This window comes from Streptomyces antibioticus (assembly GCF_002019855.1).
Classification (GTDB): domain Bacteria; phylum Actinomycetota; class Actinomycetes; order Streptomycetales; family Streptomycetaceae; genus Streptomyces; species Streptomyces antibioticus_B.
Map to the genome: position 1 here is coordinate 1,361,608 of NZ_CM007717.1, position 18,083 is coordinate 1,379,690.

Annotated in this window: 10 protein-coding genes and 1 pseudogene; 2 read left to right on the plus strand and 9 right to left on the minus strand. The window is 73.9% G+C overall.

Going from position 1 to position 18,083, the window contains the following annotated elements; translation table 11 throughout:
- Positions 1 to 22: 22 nt before the first annotated feature.
- On the minus strand, positions 23 to 2,089 hold the full coding sequence (locus AFM16_RS06065; protein WP_078632687.1) for a galactose-binding domain-containing protein: 2,067 nt from the start codon (positions 2,087 to 2,089) through the stop codon (positions 23 to 25).
- A 220-nt stretch (positions 2,090 to 2,309) separates the two neighbouring features.
- On the opposite strand from AFM16_RS06065, the gene AFM16_RS06070 reads away from it, so the two are divergent.
- Together AFM16_RS06070 and AFM16_RS06075 are read left to right on the plus strand one after the other, a co-directional pair.
- Positions 2,310 to 3,260: a TIGR01777 family oxidoreductase gene (locus AFM16_RS06070; RefSeq protein ID WP_078632688.1), complete on the plus strand. Its 951-nt coding sequence runs from the start codon at positions 2,310 to 2,312 to the stop codon at positions 3,258 to 3,260.
- A 42-nt stretch (positions 3,261 to 3,302) separates the two neighbouring features.
- Positions 3,303 to 4,565 (plus strand): MFS transporter, encoded by a 1,263-nt coding sequence (locus AFM16_RS06075; RefSeq protein WP_078632689.1) that lies wholly within the window; start codon positions 3,303 to 3,305, stop codon positions 4,563 to 4,565.
- A gap of 187 nt (positions 4,566 to 4,752) precedes the next feature.
- On the opposite strand, the gene AFM16_RS06080 is transcribed toward AFM16_RS06075, so the two are convergent.
- The 8 genes and pseudogenes from AFM16_RS06080 to AFM16_RS06110 form a co-directional block, all read right to left on the minus strand.
- Entirely contained in the window at positions 4,753 to 6,567 is a 1,815-nt protein-coding gene (locus tag AFM16_RS06080; protein WP_078632690.1) for a dipeptide ABC transporter ATP-binding protein, read from the minus strand.
- On the minus strand, positions 6,564 to 7,436 hold the full coding sequence (locus AFM16_RS06085; protein WP_030786423.1) for an ABC transporter permease: 873 nt from the start codon (positions 7,434 to 7,436) through the stop codon (positions 6,564 to 6,566). The genes AFM16_RS06080 and AFM16_RS06085 overlap by 4 nt, the downstream gene beginning before the upstream one ends.
- A gap of 35 nt (positions 7,437 to 7,471) precedes the next feature.
- Complete coding sequence (locus tag AFM16_RS06090) at positions 7,472 to 8,410, minus strand: ABC transporter permease (RefSeq protein WP_245177654.1); 939 nt, start codon at positions 8,408 to 8,410, stop codon at positions 7,472 to 7,474.
- Entirely contained in the window at positions 8,407 to 10,053 is a 1,647-nt protein-coding gene (locus tag AFM16_RS39680; protein ID WP_030786416.1) for an ABC transporter substrate-binding protein, read from the minus strand. Before AFM16_RS39680 ends, AFM16_RS06090 begins: the two co-directional genes overlap by 4 nt.
- Before the next feature lie 117 nt (positions 10,054 to 10,170).
- Entirely contained in the window at positions 10,171 to 10,587 is a 417-nt protein-coding gene (locus AFM16_RS06095) for a nuclear transport factor 2 family protein (RefSeq protein WP_078632691.1), read from the minus strand.
- A 21-nt stretch (positions 10,588 to 10,608) separates the two neighbouring features.
- On the minus strand, positions 10,609 to 11,043 hold the full coding sequence (locus AFM16_RS06100; protein WP_030786410.1) for an ester cyclase: 435 nt from the start codon (positions 11,041 to 11,043) through the stop codon (positions 10,609 to 10,611).
- A gap of 100 nt (positions 11,044 to 11,143) precedes the next feature.
- Entirely contained in the window at positions 11,144 to 11,932 is a 789-nt protein-coding gene (locus AFM16_RS06105) for an SDR family NAD(P)-dependent oxidoreductase (protein WP_030786408.1), read from the minus strand.
- Positions 11,933 to 11,934: 2 nt separating this feature from the next.
- Positions 11,935 to 17,997: pseudogene (locus AFM16_RS06110) on the minus strand (SDR family NAD(P)-dependent oxidoreductase); the annotation flags it as partial.
- Positions 17,998 to 18,083 lie beyond the last annotated feature (86 nt).

The window sequence follows — 18,083 nt, forward strand, 5'->3', positions numbered from 1 at the left end:
CCTCGCTGCTCCTCGCGGGCGGTCAGGCGCTGTGCACGCCCACTTCGTACAGCGAGTATCCCCACTCGGTGCCGCGGCCGAGTCCGTGCACCCGGACGTAGCGGGCCGGGGTGCCGGTGAAGCGGGCCGTGTCCAGGCCGCCGTCACCGGCCGTGGTGGACCAGGCGGTCTGCCAGGTGGTGCCGTCGGTGGACAGCTCCACGCGGTACGACCTGGCGTAGGCGCGCTCCCAGTCGAGGGTGACACGGGAGACCAGGTGGGTGGAGCCGAGGTCGACCTGCCACCACTGGTCGTCGCTCCAGTCGCTGGCCCAGCGGGTGCCGCCGTCGCCGTCGGCGGCCCGCCCCGGCTGGTAGCTGGTGAACAGGCTCCACTCCGAGGAACTCGCCGACGCCGTACGGCCCTTGGCGAGGTTCACCCCGGCCTGGTGCCGCTCGGAGGCGCCCCAGGTGCCGAGGTAGGACTCGGCGCCCTTGAAGAGGTCGTCCACCACGCCCTGTCCCGCCACGAGCCGGATGTCCTCGATCCAGTCGGGGATCAGACCGGCGTGCGCGGCGCCGTCGGTGTTGACGTCCCAGGTGCGCGAGCCGGTGATCTGCCGGTCGATGACGGAACCGCCGTCGACGCTCCTGAAGGGGTATTTCACCGGGTTCGAGGTGGTGGCGCCGCGCGGGGCCGGGTGGTCGCCGACGCCGTTGAAGTCGGTGCCGTAGCCGTAGCCGACGCCGTACTTGTCGCGCAGGGCCTTGGTGCGGGCGGCCTCCTGGCCGAAGCCCTCGGAGCCGTGCATGTACTGGGCGACGAAGCCGCCGAGAGCGTAGACGCGCTCGGTCCAGTCGATGTCCATCCAACTGTGCGAGGAGATCACACCCGGGTAGGAGGCGGACTCGAAGAGGTCGAGGACCTGGCCGGTGGCCTTGACGCTCATATGGTCGATCTCGAGCATCATCTTGCGCTTCATCATGCCGCGGACGGCGTACTCGCCGAGGTCGGTGAGACCGCGCACGTTGCACTGCGCGCCGGCGGCGTAGTCCGGTACCTCGGTACCGGCGGGCAGTTGGGCCTCGGCCGTGGAGGCGGCGTCGCCGATGGGGTTGTCGTGCTGCGGGCCCGTGCACGTCTCGGTCTTCCAGAAGGTGCCGCTGGACAGGAACTGGCCGACGTTGATGGCGGTGCCGAGGCCGCCGGAGTCGAAGCGGACGCCGCACAGCGCGTTGTCGAACTTGTGGCACAGGAACATGCTGCGCACGCCGAGGTCGTACAGCTCGTCGAGGCCCTTGTCGATGTCCGCCTTGCTGCACTGGGCGATGTCGAGGATCTGCTTGCAGCCGAACGGCTCGGAGGTCTCCACACCCAGGATGACGGCGAGTTTGCCCTGCTCGATGACGGAGCGGGCCTGGGCGCTGTCGGTGACGATCCGGAACCAGCCCTTGCCGGTGCCGCCGTACTGCTTGTCGATGAACGCCTGGAGGTCGTAGGTCAGTTGGGCCTGGAGCCGGATCGAGGTCATCTCGTCGCAGCTCCGGTCCTTGAAGAAGTAGACCGAGCAGATCACGCCGTTGGTGACGAGGTCGTTGACGAGCACCCGCTGGCCGCCGCGCCAGGCGCGCTCCACCCAGGCGTAGTAGTCGGCCTGGTGGGTCATCGAGTCGTAGGCCGGCCAGTCGGCGAAGGTGGGCCAGCCGACGGGGTCGTGCCGTCCGTCGCCGCCGTGGGTGATGTAGTCGAAGATCGCGAGGGTGCCGTCGGGGTAGTGCTCGGGACAGTCCTTGAGCGCGTCCGCGATCCCGGCCTCGGAGAACACCTTGCCGCAGATCAGCCGTCCGCCGAACGCCTCGTTGGAGAACAGGTGGTTGTGGGCGTCGACGAATCCCCGTACCTCGCCCGCCGCGTCGGTCCCCTTGAAGGGCTCCCCCGTCACGTTGATCTGCGAGTCGGGGGCGGGCCGGGCGGTCGGGTTCCACCAGTCGGTGGCCGCCGAGCTGGGTGTGGGGCCGAGGATCGTGGCCAGGACGAGGAGGAGCAGCGCGGCGACGGTGACGTCCCTGCGTCTGCGGTTCGGGCGGCGGGTCCAGGTCACGGGCCACATCCCTCGGTGGTGGGGGGATCGCGCGGTCGCCGACGGGCTTCCGGCGAGCATCCGACAGGGCTTCACCGGATTGTCATGACCGCGCAATATGTGTGACGAGGATCCCGACTGACGGTTGACGAGTCAAGAGTCCGGGACGCTTGACCTGATGAGCCTCGAGAGAGTTTTGAACGCGTTCAAATAGAGGGTACGCTCCTCGCATCGACGAGGGGAGCGGACGATGAAGATCGTCATACCGGGCGGGACCGGACAGGTGGGCACGGTGCTGCGGCGCGCCCTGACCGCGGCGGGCCACGAGGTCGTGGTCCTGAGCAGACGGCCCTCGGGACCGGGCGAACGGGCCTGGGACGGCCGCACGCCGGGCGCCTGGACGGCGGAGATCGACGGCAGCGACGTCGTCGTCAACCTGGCGGGCCGCAGCGTCAGTTGCCGCTACACCCCCGCCAACCTCAAGGCGATGATGGACTCCCGGGTGGAGTCGGCCCGGGTGGTGGGCGAGGCGATCGCCGCCGCCGCGCGGCCCCCGGCGCTCTGGCTCCAGATGAGCACGGCCACCGTCTACACCCACCGCTTCGACGCCCCCAACGACGAGGCGACCGGCGAGATCGGCGGCTCCGAGCCCGGCGTCCCCGGCTACTGGAGCTACAGCGTCGACATCGCCACCGCCTGGGAGCGGGAGGTGGAGAAGGCGGACACCCCGCGCACCCGCACGGTGGCGCTGCGCTCCGCCATGGTGATGAGCCCCGACCCGGGCGGTGTGTTCGACGTGCTGTCCCGGCTGGCCCGGCTCGGGCTCGGCGGTCCGGTCGCGGGCGGCGCGCAGTACGTGTCCTGGATCCACGACCACGACTTCGTGCGCGCCGTTGAGTTCCTGATCGCCCGCGAGGACCTGACGGGCCCGGTGAACCTGGCCGCCCCGGCCCCGCTGCCGCAGCGCGGGTTCATGCGCGCGCTGCGCTCCGCGTGGGGCGTGCCGGTGGGGCTGCCCGCCACCCGATGGATGGCCGAGGTCGGCGCGTTCGCGCTGCGCTCGGACACCGAACTGCTCCTCAAGAGCCGCCGGGTCGTCCCCGGCCGGCTGCTCGCCGAGGGCTTCTCCTTCGAGCACCCCGAGTGGCCGGAGGCGGCCGGCGACCTCGTGCGCCGGGCACGGCGGGAGCGCCGCTCCTGACCTGCGGTTCCGGCCTCCCGGGCCGCTGTTAGCCTGCCGCCCATGATCAAGGGGAGCGCGCCAGGCCGGATATCCGGCCTGGCGGGGGACAGCGGGCCGGAGCGCGTGCTGATCGCCGCCAGTTTCGTCAACCGGGTCGGCAACGGCCTGTTCAACGCCGCGTCGGCGCTCTACTTCACCCTGGTCGTGGGCCTGCCCGCCGCGCACGTCGGCGCCGCCCTCACCATCGCCGGGCTGACCGGCCTGCTCGCGGGCATCCCCGGCGGACAGCTCGCCGACCGGCACGGGGCGCGCCTGATCATGACGGCGGCCCTGACCGTCCAGGCACTGTCGATGGCGGCGCTCGTCCTCGTGGAGAGCTGGGCGGCGCTCACCGTCGTCGCGACGGCCGACCAGATCGCCGCGGCGGCCGGCGGGGCGGCCTGGGGCGCCCTGGTGGCCCGGGTCGGCGGCGAACGCCCGGCACGGTTCCGGGCGAAGCTGCGCACCTTCGTCAACCTGGGCGTGATCCTCGGCACGGCCGGTGCCGGGACGGCGGTGGCCCTGGACACCCGGGCCGCCTATGTCGCGCTGATCCTCGGCAACGCGGCGAGCTTCGCCCTGTGCGCGGCACTCCTCCTGCTGCTGCCCCGCTACCCGGTGCTCCCGGCCCCGGAGCGGAGGCGCCGCTGGCTCGCCTTCTCCGACCGGCCGTTCCTGACGTTCACCGCCCTCTACGGGGCGATGGGGCTCCAGTACCCGGTGGTGTCCCTGCTGCTGCCGATCTGGATCTCCGAGCACACGGAGGCGCCGCGCTGGACGGTGGCGGCGCTGTTCGCCGTCAACTCCGCCTTCTGCGTGCTCCTCCAGACCAGGATCGGCTCCCGGGTCGAGACCCTCCGCGACGGCGGCGGCGCCTTCCGCGCCGCGGGCCTGCTCTTCCTGCTGAGCTGCCCGATGATGGCCCTGGCGGCCCACACCCCGGTCTGGGCGGCGGTCGGGCTGGTCGTCGCGGCGGTCTTCGTGCACAGCCTGGGCGAGGTCTGGGAGTCCTCGGCGGGCTTCGCCCTCGGCTTCGGCCTCGCCCCCGACCACGCCCAGGGCCAGTACCAGGGCGTCCTCGGCCTCGGCTTCTCCGCGGGCCAGGCCCTGGCCCCGGTCATCCTCACCACGGTCGTCCTCGGCCTCGGCACGGCGGGCTGGCTGCTGCTGGCGGTGTTCTTCGCGGCCTTGGGCACGGCGGGCCCACCCCTGGCCCGCTGGGGAGCCCGGACCCGGCCCGGGCCCGATGTCACCACGGAAGCGGAGGCGAGGACGACGAGTTGACCGCGGCCCGGCAACCGACGGCGGCCTTCACGGCGCCGGCGCGCCGCGGCCTGCCCCCTCGCCCGCCGGGGCGCACGGATCGGGCCCCGCCCCGACGGCACCGCGGACACGGAGACGAGGACACCAAGGTGACCGCGACGCCGTAGACCGGCGGCCCTCGCCGCTGCGCCCCCGCCCCGCCCAGGCGTCACGGCGGCGGCGGGGCCGAGGACGACAGGATGACCGGGGTCGGTGCCGGGGTGAACGGGGCGCCCGGGACCGCCGCCAGGAGGCGTCGGGTGTAGGGCTCGGTGGGGTGTTCGAAGACCGTGCGGACGTCGCCGGACTCGATCACGGAGCCGTCCTTCATCACCAGGACGCGGTCGCTGATGTGGTGGACCACCCCCAGGTCGTGGGAGATGAACAGCAGCGTCACGCCCGTCTCGCGGCGCAGGTCGTCGAGCAGGTCGAGGATCTGCGCCTGCACCGAGACGTCCAGCGCGGACACCGGTTCGTCGCACACCACGACATCGGGGGCCGGTGCCAGCGCGCGGGCGATGGCCACGCGCTGGCGCTGTCCGCCCGAGAGTTCCCGTGGGCGCCGGCGCAGCACCGAGGCCGGCAGCCCGACCTGGTCGAGCAGGGCCGCCGCCCTGGCACGCCGCTCGCGCCGCCCCCGTACCGCGGTGAGCGCGATCGCCTCCCCCAGGACGCGTTCGACGTCGTAACGGGGATCGAAGGAGCCGAGCGGGTCCTGCTGCACGGCCTGGACGCGCGGGCGCAGCGGCCGGCGCCGCCTCTCGGGCACCCCGGTCCACGGCGTGCCGTGGAAGCGGACGGTTCCCGTGTCCGGTTCGGTCAGGCCGAGCAGAATGCGGGCGACCGTGGTCTTGCCGGAGCCGGACTCCCCGACGATGCCGAGCGTCTCGCCGCCGTGGAGGGTCAGGGACACGTCGCGCACGGCGTCGTAGGCGGTGCCGTCGGGGGCCCGGTAGCGCTTGGTGAGGTGTTCGGCCACCAACAGGGGTGCTCCGACGGCCCGTTCGGTGCCGGAGGCGGCCGGGGCGGCGGTCGCGGGGGCGGGTCCGGCGGGGGACGTCCGCGGGTGGTGGCAGACGCTGCCGTACGCGTCGCGCTCGGGCAGCGTGGTGCGGCAGTCGTCGTCCGCCCAGGGGCAGCGGGCGGCGTAGGCGCAGCCCTCCGGTCCCGCCGGGGTGCCGGGCGGCCGGGGCGAGGAGAGCCGGGTGCCCTTGGTGTGGGTGGCGGGTACGGCGTCCAGCAGAGCGCGGGTGTAGGGGTGGCGCGGGGTGCCCAGGACCCGGCCGGTGGGGCCCTGTTCGACGACGCGTCCGCCGTACATGACGGCCACCCGGTCGGCGAGGCCGGCCACCACCGACAGGTCGTGGCTGATCAGCAGCAGGGCGGTGCCGCGGCCGCGGAGCGTGTCGAGGAGTGCGAGGACCTGGGCCTGGACGGTGACGTCGAGGGCGGTGGTCGGTTCGTCGGCGATCAGCAGATCGGGTTCGGCGGCGACGGCCGAGGCGATGAGGGCGCGTTGCCGCAGCCCGCCGGAGAGTTCGTGCGGGTACTGCCGGGCCCGCCGTCCGGGCTCGGGGACGCCGACGTCCGCCAGGAGGGACAGGGCGCGGCCCGGGATGTCGGCGCGGGGCAGCAGACGGTGGGTGCGCAGGGGTTCGGCGATCTCGTCGCCGACGCGGCGCAGCGGGTCCAGGGAGCCCAGGGCGTCCTGGAGGACGAGCCCGATGCGCCGCCCGCGCAGGGACCGCCACGCCGGTTCCCCGAGGGTGCGCAGGTCGGTGCCGTCGAAGGCGAGGGAGTCGGCGGTGACCCGCGCGCCGCGCCCGGCCAGTCCGGCGAGGGCGCGGGCGGTGACGCTCTTGCCGGAGCCCGACTCGCCGACCAGGGCGAGGCATTCGCCGGGGTCGAGGGTGAGGGAGACGTCACGGACGGCGTGCAGGGCGCCGAAGGAGACGTGCAGTCCTTGGACGTCGAGGAGGCTCATCGGTCGGTCCTCCGGGTGAAGCGGACCTGCGCCCGCCGTCCTACGACGTTGACGGCGAGGGCGGTGCAGGTGATGGCCGCGCCCGGGAACACCCCGATCCACCAGGCCGTGGAGAGGAAGTTGCGCCCTTCGGAGAGCATGGTCCCCCATTCGGGTGAGGGCGGCTGCGGGCCGAGGCCGAGGAAGCTGAGCCCGGAGGCCGCGATCAGGGACGCGCCGAAGCCGACGGTGGCGAGGACCAGCATCGGCCCGAGGGCGTTGGGCACGATGTGCCGCAGGATCAGCAGGGGGCGACGCAGGCCGAGCACGGTGGCGGACTCGACGTATCCGGAGGTGCGCACGACCAGCGTCTCGGCGCGCACGATACGGGCGTAGCCGGGTGCGAAGGCGACGGCGATGGCGATCGTGACGTTGACGGAGCCCGGGCCGAGGACGGTCACGGTGAGCAGGGCGAGCAGGATCGGCGGCAGGGCGAGCAGGACGTCCGCCAGCCGCATCAGGGTGCGGTCGGCCCAGCGCCCGCCGAGGGCGGCGGCCAGGCCCAGGGCCGCTCCCCCGGCGATGGCGAGCAGGGTGGAGCCGAGGCCGAGCAGGACGGAGGTGCGGGTGCCGTACAGGACCCGGGTGAAGAGGTCGCGGCCGAGCTGGTCGGTGCCGAACCAGTGGGCGGCGCCGGGGGCGGTGAGCGCGTGGGCGGGGTCGGTCTCGACGGGTGAGGCGGAGGTGAACAGCGCGGGGTGGGCCGCCGCGAGGCCGATCAGGGTCAGGGCGACCGCGGCGGCCAGGGGCGCCGGCCGGGGCAGGCCCGGCCACGGTCGGCCGCGCGGCGCCCGCCGGGGCGGGGCGGCGCTGGTGGTGGCGACGGTCATGGGGGCAGCGGCCTTTCTCGCCGACGCGGTGGGGGTCACCGGGTCCTGAGCCGGGGGTCGATCACGAGGTAGAGCAGGTCGATCAGCGTGGACAGCAGGACGAACACGAACGCGGACAGCAGCACCAGTCCGATGACGAGCGGGATGTCCTTGTTGGTGGCGGCCTGGAGGGTGAGGGCGCCGATGCCGGGGCGGCCGAACACCGTCTCGACGAGGACCGCGCCGCCCAGGAGCGATCCGGTGAGCCAGCCGGTGAGGGTGACCAGCGGGATCGCCGCGTGCCGCAGGGCGTGCCGCAGCCGTACGGCGGTGGCACTGAGCCCCCGGGCCCGGGCGGTCACGGCGAACGGCTGGCCGAGCGCCGTCTCCAGCCCCTCGCGCAGGACCTGCGCCAGGACCCCGGCGAGGGACAGGGCGAGGGTCACGGCCGGGAGCACCAGGGACGCGAAGTCCTGGGCTCCCGCCACGGGGAAGATCTGCAGCCGGAAGGAGAACGCCGTCAGCAGCAGGATGCCGGTCCAGTACGACGGGGTGGACACCGCCAGCAGTTCGGCGAAGGAGGCCAGGCCGCGCAGGGCGCGGTTCCGTCCGGCCGTCGCCACGGCCAGGACGAGGGCGGCGGTGACGGCCAGCAGCAGGGCGAACAGGGCGAGTTGGACGGTGGGCCAGAGCTGTTCGCCGATCAGTCCGGCCACCGGCCGCTGGAGCTGGTAGGACTCGCCGAGGTCGCCGGTGAACAGATGGCCGAGGTAGTGCAGGTACTGCACGGCCACCGGCCGGTCCAGCCCGTAGGTGCGGGTGATCTCGGCCCGCACCTCGGGCGAGGCCGCGGTGCCGGGGCCGAGCATGACCGACACCGGGTCGCCGGGGATGAGCTGGAGCGTCAGGAACGCCAGGGTCGCGGCGCCCAGCAGCACGGCCAGCGCGGCTGCCAGGCGCCCGGCGACGGGCCTCAGGAGGGCGGTCGCCCTCACTTGCCGATCCACGCGTCGTAGAAGTTGATCCAGGTGTTGGGGTCGGTCTTCAGACCGTGCACCGAGGTGGAGACGCCGGCGACGGCCGTACGGACGTACAGCGGGATCTCGGTGGCGAGGTCGACGACCTTCTTCTGGGTGTCCCCGTACAGCTTGCGCCGGGTGTCCTTGTCGAGCGTGGCCTGCGCGTCGTCCGTCCACTTGTCGAGGTCGGCGTCCTTGTAGAAGGTCGCGTTCTGGCCGCCCTTGCGGGGGTCGCTGGCGCTGTTGAAGTACAGGCGCAGCACGTCCGGGTCGAAGCGGGCCCAACTGTAGTCGGCGATGCCCTCCTTGCCGGCGTAGACCTTCTCGATGTAGGTGCCGATGTCGAGGCGGGGGCGCTTGATCTCGATGCCGAGCTTCTTGAGGTCGGCCTGGATGGCCTGGCCGAGGGTGTCGCGCTGTTCGCGGATGTACTCCTGCGGCATCAGCGGCCATTCGATGCTGAGGCGCTTGCCGCCCTTGGTGCGGTACCCGTCCGCGTCGCGCTTGGTCCAGCCGGCCTCGTCGAGGTTCCTGTTCGCGAGGGCGGGGTCGTAACCCCAGGTGTTCTCCAGGGACTTGTCGTAGTACGGGGTGGTGGGGCTGATGGGGCTCCAGGCCCGCTTGTACACGCCGAAGTAGACGCTCTTGACGGCGGTGTCGATGTCGATGCCGCGCTGCACGGCGCGGCGGACGCGGATGTCGTCCAGCGGCTTCTGCGTGGTGTTCAGGACCAGGGCGTAATTGGCGCCGGGCGCCTGGGTGGTGAGGGTCTCGAGCTGCTGGTTCGCCTTGACGGTCTTGACGTCGGCGGGCGGGATCGGGTCGGCGATCTGCACCTGGCCGCTGGTGAGGGCGCCGACGCGGGTGGCGTCCTGGGAGAGGAAGCGGATGGTCAGCTTCTCCAGGTAGGCCGGGCCCTTGTGGGAGGCGGTGGCGGGCGCCCAGTCGTAGTCGGGGTTACGGGTCAGGGTGACGCTCTGGCCCTTGGTGTAGCCGGTGAACTTGAACGGGCCGGTGCCCACGTCGGCCGCTCCGCCGGCGCTGAGCTTGCCGCCGTACTTCTTGATCGCGGCCGGGGAGTAGAAGCCGAGGTAGGGGGTGCTGGCCGCCTGGAGGAAGGAGGCGACCGGCGAGGAGAACCGCACCGTGACGGTGTGGTCGTCGACGACGGTGGTGCCGGTGTAGGGGCCCAGCAGGCTGGAGGCGTACTGGGACTTGGTGGCGGGGTCGACGATCCGGTCGAAGTTGACCTTGACGGCCTGGGCGTCGAAGGGGGTGCCGTCGGTGAACTTCACGCCCTCGCGCAGATGGAAGGTGAAGGTCTTCAGGTCGTCGGACACGGTCCACTTCGTGGCCAGCCAGGGGTGGAACTCGCCCTCGGCGTCCTGGTGGACGAGGGAGTCGAAGACGTTGCGCTGGATGGCGCCGGTGATGTCCTGCGGGCTGGCGTGGATGTCGAACGACACCGGTTCCGTGTCCACGGCGTAGGTCAGCGAGCCGCCGCTGACCGGCTTGCCGGCCGCGTTCCCCTTCCCCGTGCCGGAGGCGCCGGAGCAGGCGGCGAGGAACAGCGAGCCGACGGCGGTGAGGACGAGTGCTCTGGAGCGGTCGAGGGGCATGAGGGAACTCCGGTGGGTCTCGGAAGGGCGCGCGGCGGACTGCCGACTGGCGGACGACGTGGGGGAATGACGACGAACGTAATCGCGGGGTCCGGTCCGCACGCCCCTACCGAACCCCTAGCCGACCCGTACGGGGTGGCGGGGCACCGAGCGGCGGTGCGCGATCCGCCAGCCCTTGGGGGTGCGGACCAGGACGTCGACGTAGTCGCCGTTGTGGACGCTGCCGTCGGGGAGCACGGCCAGATAGCGGCTGCGGGCGCGGACCGTGCCGTACGGGTCCTCGGGGTCGACGTCGAAGACCGTGTCCAGGGTGTGGTGGTCGGGGGACAGCTCCCCGAGGGAGGTGTTGAACTCCCGGATGGCGGCGAGTCCGTGGAACTCGCGGCCGGGGCCGGCGAGGACGATCACACCGTCGTCGGTGAACACCTCCTCCAGGGCCTCGGTGTCGCCGTTGTCGAAGACGTGCGCGAACCGCGCGAGGAGCTGCCGCAGTTCCTCGAAGTCGGCCGGGGTGAGGGCGGAGGGCAGGGACAAGGGGGCTCCAGGGGTCGGGAGTTACAGGTGGGTGTCGACCAACTGCTGGATGATGCCCAGCCGGTCGGGCAGCACCGTGTAGCGCACGACCTGGCCGTCACGGACGGTCAGGGTGCTGATGCTGCGGCCGGTGAAGGGCCTGCCGGACGCCGGGACGCCGAAGATGTTGCCGGCGTGGACGCCCTCGATCGTCCAGAAGACGATCACCCGGTCGCCCTCGGCGACCAGGTCGGTCACGGAGATCCGGAGGTCCTTGACGTTCTCCCACACCCACTGGGCGTGCTGCCGGAAGTCCTCACGGGTGCCGGTGCCGCCGGGGCCGACCCGGGTCTCGTCGGCGGCGTCCGTGGCGACGATCTCCTCCAGGACGTCGAGCCTGCGGTCGTTGACGAACTCCTCGAAGTAGCGCCGGGCGACGGCCTTGTTGGCCTCGATGTCGTGCTCGTTGCTGCTCATCGCGATTCCTGTTCTGTGCGGGTGCGGATGCGGGTGCGGTGCGGGTACGGGTACGGGTACGAGTGCGGGTGGACCGGGCTGTCGGCGCGGTGGACGCGGCTCACCTGTCGGCGGGGCCGGGCGGCGGCGGCAGGATGCCTCCGTTGGCGCTCAGCCCGCCGTCGACCGGGACGGTCACGCCGGTGACGTACGAGGCGGCCGGCGAGGTCAGGAACCAGATGACCTCGGCCTGCTCGCGGGGGGACGCCCAGCGGTGCGCGGGGATCCGGCCGGTGATCAGCGCGGAGAAGTGCGGGTCGGCGACCTGGGCGGCGGTCAGCGCGGTCTCGGTGCCGCCGGGCGCGACGGCGTTGATCCGGATGCCCTCGGCCGCGTAGTCGACCGCCGTGCCGCGCACGAGGTTGATGACGGCGGCCTTGGTGGCGTTGTACCCCCAGGTGCCCGGGTCGCCGCGCAGGCCGGAGACGGACGAGGTGGCCACGATCGCTCCCCCGCCGGCCGCCCGCAGCGCGGGCACCGCCGCCCGGATGCCGAGGGCGACGGAGCGGACGTTGACGGCGAAGAGACGGTCGAAGCGCTCGATCGCGCCGGGTGACTCCAGGGGTCCGGCGCCTCCGATGCCGGCGTTGAGCACGGCCGCGTCGAGCCGTCCGAAGCGGTCCACGGCGAGCCGTACGGCGGCGGTGTTCGTGGCCTCCTCGGCGACGTCGCCGACCAGGGTGGCCACGCCGTCCAGCTCCTCCAGCGCGACGAGCCCCTCCTTGTCCACGTCCACGGCGACCACCCGGTGCCCCCGTTCGACGAACAGCCGGGCGGTGGCGGCTCCGATGCCGGAGGCGGCGCCGGTGACCAGGGCGACCCGGGGTTCGGGTGCGGTGTCGGACGTCATCGTCAACTCCCTTTCAGTGCGGTGTGCTTGTCGCGGTCGTGGTTCTCCAGCGCGTGGAGCCTGCGCCGTACGGCGGCCGCGGTCGTCGGGGTGTGCTCCTCCAGGAGCGTGAAGTGGTCGCCGGGGACGTCCTCGCTCTCATGGGGTACGGGCCAGTAGGCGCGCCAGTCGTGACGCCCCGTCGGATCCACGACCGTGTGCCGCAGCGGTGTGTCGGCGCGCACCGAGAAGACCGGCGCGGCCAGCGTCTCGGGCCGCCAGTCGGCGAACAGGTTGTTGTAGCCGCCCATCGCGGTGAGGCTGGCGTCGCTCCAGACCATGTCGTAGGTCTCGATGCGGTCGACCATGCCGGTGAGCATGGCCGTCATCCACCACTCCCCCATGCCCTCGCGGACGGCGCTGTCGATGGGGTAGGTGTCGACCAGGACGAGCCCGGCGGGGCCGCGGCCCTCCGCCTCCAGGCGGGCGGCGACGGCGCTCGCGAGGCAGCCGCCCATGGACCGGCCGAGGATCACGTACGGCCGGTCCTCGCCGACGGTCTCGCGGACCGTCTCGGCGTGCAGGGCGAGGAAGGTGTCGAGGCTGTCGGGCAGCGGGTCGTCGGGGGCCCAGCCGGGTGAGGGCAGCACGAACAGATCGCGTTCGCCCTGGAATTCATGGCCGAAGCGGGCGTACTCGTGCGGTCCGGAGATGGCGCTGAGCGCGGGGAAGCAGACGACGGCCGTCTCCGCCTCGCCCCGCGCCAGGTGCAGAGGCGCCGGGCGGTGCCGGTGGCGGTCCTCAGCGGTGAACCGGGTGCGGAGCGCGGAGGCCACGCCGATGAGCGCGGAGGCGTCGGTGAACTTCCCCTCGGCGGCCAGCCGCCGGTAGAGCGTCGACAGCGGGTCGTCGGCGCCCTGCCGGGGGGTGTGGACGACGGCCGGCTCCTCGCGGGGCGCCGCGGCGAGCAGACCGTCGAGGTGGGCGGCCAGTTCGGCGGGGGTGGGGTGGTCGAAGGTGACCGTGGCGGACAGCCGGACCCCGGAGGCCGCGGTGAGGCGGTTGCGCAGTTCGACGGCGGCCAGGGAGTCGAGGCCCAGATCGTTGAACGGGGCCTGGGCGCCCACCGCTTCGGGCCGGGCGGCGAGGACGGCGGCGGCCTCCTCCCGGACGAGGGTCACCAGGATCTCCCGCCGTTCCCCGCCGTCGCGTCCGGCGAGCCGGGCGGACAGCGCCGGCCCGTCGGCGGCCGCACGGGCCGTACGGCGGGAGGGCCGCACCAGATCGCGCAGCAGGGCGGGAACCGGCTGGAGGTCCCCGAGCGCCGCCAGGTCGAGGGGTGCGGGTACGGCGTGGGCGGCCGTGGCGGCGAGGGCACGGTCGAACAGCGCGGTGCCCCGGTCGGTGGCGATGAGCCGCAGACCGGCCCGCCGGGCGCGGGCGAGGTCGGCGTCGGAGAGGTGGCCGGTGATGCCGCTGGGCTGCTCCCACTGGCCCCAGGCGAGGGAGTGGGCGGGCAGTCCGAGGGCGCGGCGGTGGGCGGCGAGGGCGTCGAGGAAGGTGTTGGCGGCGGCGTAGGACCCCTGTCCCGGGCCGCCGAACAGGGCCGCGACGGACGAGTACAGCACGAAGGCGTCCAGCGGCAGGTGCGCGGTGAGGTCGTGCAGATGCCAGGCGCCGTCCGCCTTGGGGCGCAGCACGGTGTCCAGCCGGTCGGCGGTGAGGTCGCCGACGAGGCCGTCGTCGACGACCCCGGCGGTGTGCACGACCGCGGTGAGGGGGTGGGCGGGGTCGATACCGGCGATCACCGCCGCGAGCGCCTCGCGGTCCGCGGTGTCGACGGCGGCCACGGTGACGTCGGCGCCCGCCTCGGTGAGGGATTCGGTCAACTCCCCCGCACCTGCGGCCTGTTGTCCGGAGCGGGAGAGCAGGAGGAGATGGCGCACGCCGTGCCGGGTGACGAGGTGGCGGGCGAGCGCCGCGCCGAGGGTGCCGGTGCCGCCGGTGACGAGGACCGTGCCGTCGGGGTTCCAGGCGGTGCCGTCCCCGGGCGCCTGGTGAAGCCGGTCGAGACGGGGGACGTAGGCCGTCCCGTCGCGGAGGGCGAGTTGGGGTTCGCCCGCGGCGCGGGCGGCGGCGACGGCGGCCGGCAGGACGGGGTCCGCGTCGGCGTCCGTGTCGATCAGCAGCAGCCGGTCCGGCTGTTCGGCCTGGGCGGAGCGCAGCAGGCCCCAGACGGCGGCGGCGACCGGGTCGGGCCGGTCCGTGTCGCGCACGGCGCGGGCGCCCCGGACCACGACGGTCAACGGGCCGCCGTCGGACGACCGTTCGCGCAGCACGTCCAGTGTCCGGGTCAGGGCGGCCCGCACCCGGTCCGGCACCTCGCCGTCGTCCGCCGCCACGGAGAGGTCGACGACGTCCGGGACGGACACCGGCCGGGTGGCCACGGGCAGTTCGCGCCACACCTCGTGGAACAGCGCGTCCGGGTCGGCGCCTTGCGCGGCGGCGAGCTGCCGCGCGGACACCAGGCGGGCGTGCAGCGCGCCGACGGTGGCGACGGGCGCGCCGGACGGGTCGGCCAGGTCGATCGCCAGGCTGTCGGGTCCGGTGCGGGTGAGCCGGACGCGCAGGGCGGTGGCGCCGTCGGCGTGCAGCCGGACGTCCGTGTAGGCGAACGGCAGCCGGCTGGAGCCGTCCGGTACGGCGGTCAGGTCGTCGTGCGCGGTGATGTGCACGGCCGCGTCCAGCAGCGCGGGGTGCAGTCCGAAGCGGGCGGCGTCGGCGTGCTGCGGCTCGGGCAGCGCGACCTCGGCGTAGAAGGTGTCCCCGTCCCGCCAGGCGGCGCGCAGTCCGCGGAAGGCGGGGCCGTACTCCAGGCCGGAGGCGGTGAGTTCGGCGTACACCTCGTCCAGCGGGAGCACGGTGGCGCCGGGTGGCGGCCAGGCGGTGAGCGCGGTGCCCTCGGCGGGCGCGGCGCCGGTGCGGGCGACGAGGGTGGCGGTGGCGTGCCGGGTCCAGTCGGCGCCGGGGGCCCGGGAGCGGATCACGGCGTCCCGGCCGCCGTCCGGTCCCGGGCCGCCGACCTCGACCTGCACCCGCACCGAGCCGCTCGGCGGCAGCACCAGCGGTGCCTGGACGACGAGTTCGGCGACGACGTCGGTGCCGGTCTCCTCCCCGGCCCGGCGGGCGAGTTCGAGCAGGGCGGTGCCGGGGACGATCACCGTGCCCTGGACGGCGTGCCCGGCCAGCCAGGGGTGGGTGCGCAGCGAGAGGCCGCCGGTGAGGACGACGCCGTCGGTGTCGGGCAGCGGCACGGCCGCCGCGAGCAGGGGATGCCCGACGGGTTCCAGGCCGAGGCCGGTGGGGCGGCCGCCGGTGCCGGGTTCCAGCCAGTAGCGGCGGTGCTGGAAGGCGTAGGTGGGCAGGTCGGTGCGGCGGGCGTCGCGGTCGGCGAAGAAGGCGGGCCAGTCCACGGCGGTGCCGCGGGCGTGCAGCCGGCCCAGTGCGGCGACGGCGGTCTCCGGTTCGGCGCGGCCCCGCCGCAGGGCGGGGACGGCGAAGGCGTCCGGGAGCGTGCCGCGCACGAGGGCGGTGAGCGTGCCGTCGGGGCCGAGTTCGAGGTAGGTGCCGGTGCCCGCCGTGTCCAGGGTGCGGACGACGTCGGCGAAGCGGACGGCCTCGCGGACGTGGCGGACCCAGTACTCGGGGCTGGTGATGTCCTCGGTGGTGGCGACACGGCCGGTCACGTCGGAGACGACCGGGATGCGCGGCGGGTGGTAGGTGAGGCCCTTCGCCACCCGGGCGAAGTCGGTGAGCATGTCGTCCATGTGCGGGGAGTGGAAGGCGTGGCTCACCGTGAGGCGCCGGGTGCGCCGGCCGCGGTTGGCGAAGCGGGCCGCGACGTCGAGCGCCGCCGCGGCGTCCCCCGAGATGACCACGGACGTGGGCCCGTTGACGGCGGCGATGTCCACCTGCCCGGTGAGGTGCGCGAGTTCGGCGCGCACCTCGTCCTCGGCGGCCTCCACGGCCACCATGACCCCGCCGCCGGGGAGTTGCTGCATCAGCCGGGCGCGCGCGGCGACCAGGGCGGCCGCGTCGGGCAGGTCGAGGACTCCGGCGACATGGGCGGCGGCCAGTTCGCCGATGGAGTGGCCCGCGACATGGCCGGGGCGGACGCCCCAGGACTCGTAGAGCCGGTACAGGGCGACTTCGAGGGCGAACAGGGCGGGCTGGGTGTACCGGGTGTCGTCCAACCGGTCGCCGGAGACGGTCACTTCGGCGACCGGACGGTCGAGCAGCGGGTCCAGCTCGGCCGTGACGGCGTCGTAGGCCGCGGCGAACGCGGGGTGGGTGTCGTACAACTGCCGTCCCATGCCCTGGCGTTGGCTGCCCTGGCCGGCGAAGAGGACGGCCAGGGAGCCGCCGGTCGCGGTGAGGGTGTCGAGCTGTCCGCCCTCGGCGATGTCCTTGAGCGCGCCGAGCAGTTCGCCGGGTTCCGAGGCGACGACGACCGTGCGTTCCTTGAGCGGGGCGCGGGTGGTGAGCAGGGAGAAGGCGGTGTCGGCGGGGCGGGCGGGGGCGCGGGTGAGGTGCTCGGCGAGGCGGGCGGCCTGGGCGCGCAGGGCGTCGGGGGTGTGCGCGGTGAGGACGAACGGGAGGGGGGCGGCGGGCGCGTGTGCGGCCGGGGCCTCCTCTGTGCCGGGCTCCTCGGCCGGGGGCGCCTCCTCGATGATGACGTGGGCGTTGGTGCCGCTCGCGCCGAAGGCGGAGACCCCGGCGCGGCGGGGACGGTTCGCCCCGGTCCCGGGCCAGGGGCGCGGTTCGGTCAGCAGCCGGACGGCGCCCGCGCTCCAGTCGACGTGCGGGGTGGGCTCGTCGGCGTGCAGGGTGCGCGGCAGCAGCCCGTGCCGGATCGACTGGATCACCTTGATGACACCGGCGGCCCCGGCCGCCGCCTGGGTGTGCCCGATGTTGGACTTCAACGAGCCCAGCCAGAGCGGCCGTTCCGCGTCGCGCTGCCGGCCGTAGGCGGCCAGGATCGCCTGGGCCTCGATCGGGTCGCCGAGGGAGGTCCCGGTGCCGTGCGCCTCGACCGCGTCGACGTCCGAGGGGCCGAGCCCGGCCGCGTCCAGCGCCTGCCGGATGACGCGTTGCTGGGAGGGGCCGTTGGGCGCGGTGAGCCCGTTGGAGGCACCGTCCTGGTTGACGGCGGAGCCGCGCAGCACGGCGAGCACCGGATGGCCCAGCCGCCGGGCGTCGGACAGCCGCTCCACGAGCAGCAGGGCCACGCCCTCCGCCCAGCCGGTGCCGTCGGCGCCCGCGCCGAACGCCTTGCAGCGGCCGTCGGCGGACAGTCCGCGCTGACGGGCGAACTCGACGAAGCCCTGCGGCGTGGACATCACGCTCACGCCGCCGGCGAGGGCCAGGTCGGACTCGCCGGAGCGCAGGGACTGGGCCGCCAGGTGCAGGGCGACCAGGGAGGAGGAGCAGGCGGTGTCGACGGTGACGGCGGGGCCCTCGAAGCCGAAGGTGTAGGAGATCCGTCCCGACGCGACGCTGTCCAGGCCGCCGATGCCGAGATAGCCCTCCAGTTCGGCGGGCGCGTCCGGGAGGCGTGGTGTGTAGTCGCCGCCCGCGATGCCCGCGAAGACCGCCGTCCGGCTGCCCTTCAGGGAGCGCGGGTCGATCCCGGCGCGCTCGAACGCCTCCCAGGCGGACTCCAGGAGCAGCCGGTGCTGGGGGTCGGTGGCGAGGGCCTCGCGCGGGGAGATGCCGAAGAACTCGGCGTCGAAGTCGGCGACGGTGTCGAGGAATCCGCCGTGCCGGGTGTAGGAGGTACCGGTGCGCTCCGGGTCGGGATCGTAGACGGCGTCGACGTCCCAGCCCCGGTCGGCGGGGAACTCGCTGATGGCGTCCCCGCCGTCGCGGACGAGGTCCCACAGGTCGTCGGGGGAGGCGATGCCGCCGGGCAGCCGGCAGGCCATGCCGATGACGGCGATCGGTTCGCGCCGGCTCTCCTCGACCTCCTTCAGGCGCTGGTTGGCCTGCCTGACGTCGGTGAGCGCGCGCTTCAGATAGTCGCGGAGCTGCTGCTCGGTGGCCATGGGAGTTCGTACCTCTTCCCGTCTGGTGGATCTCGGTGGTCCGGGGTGGAAGCAGCGGTGGCGTGGAT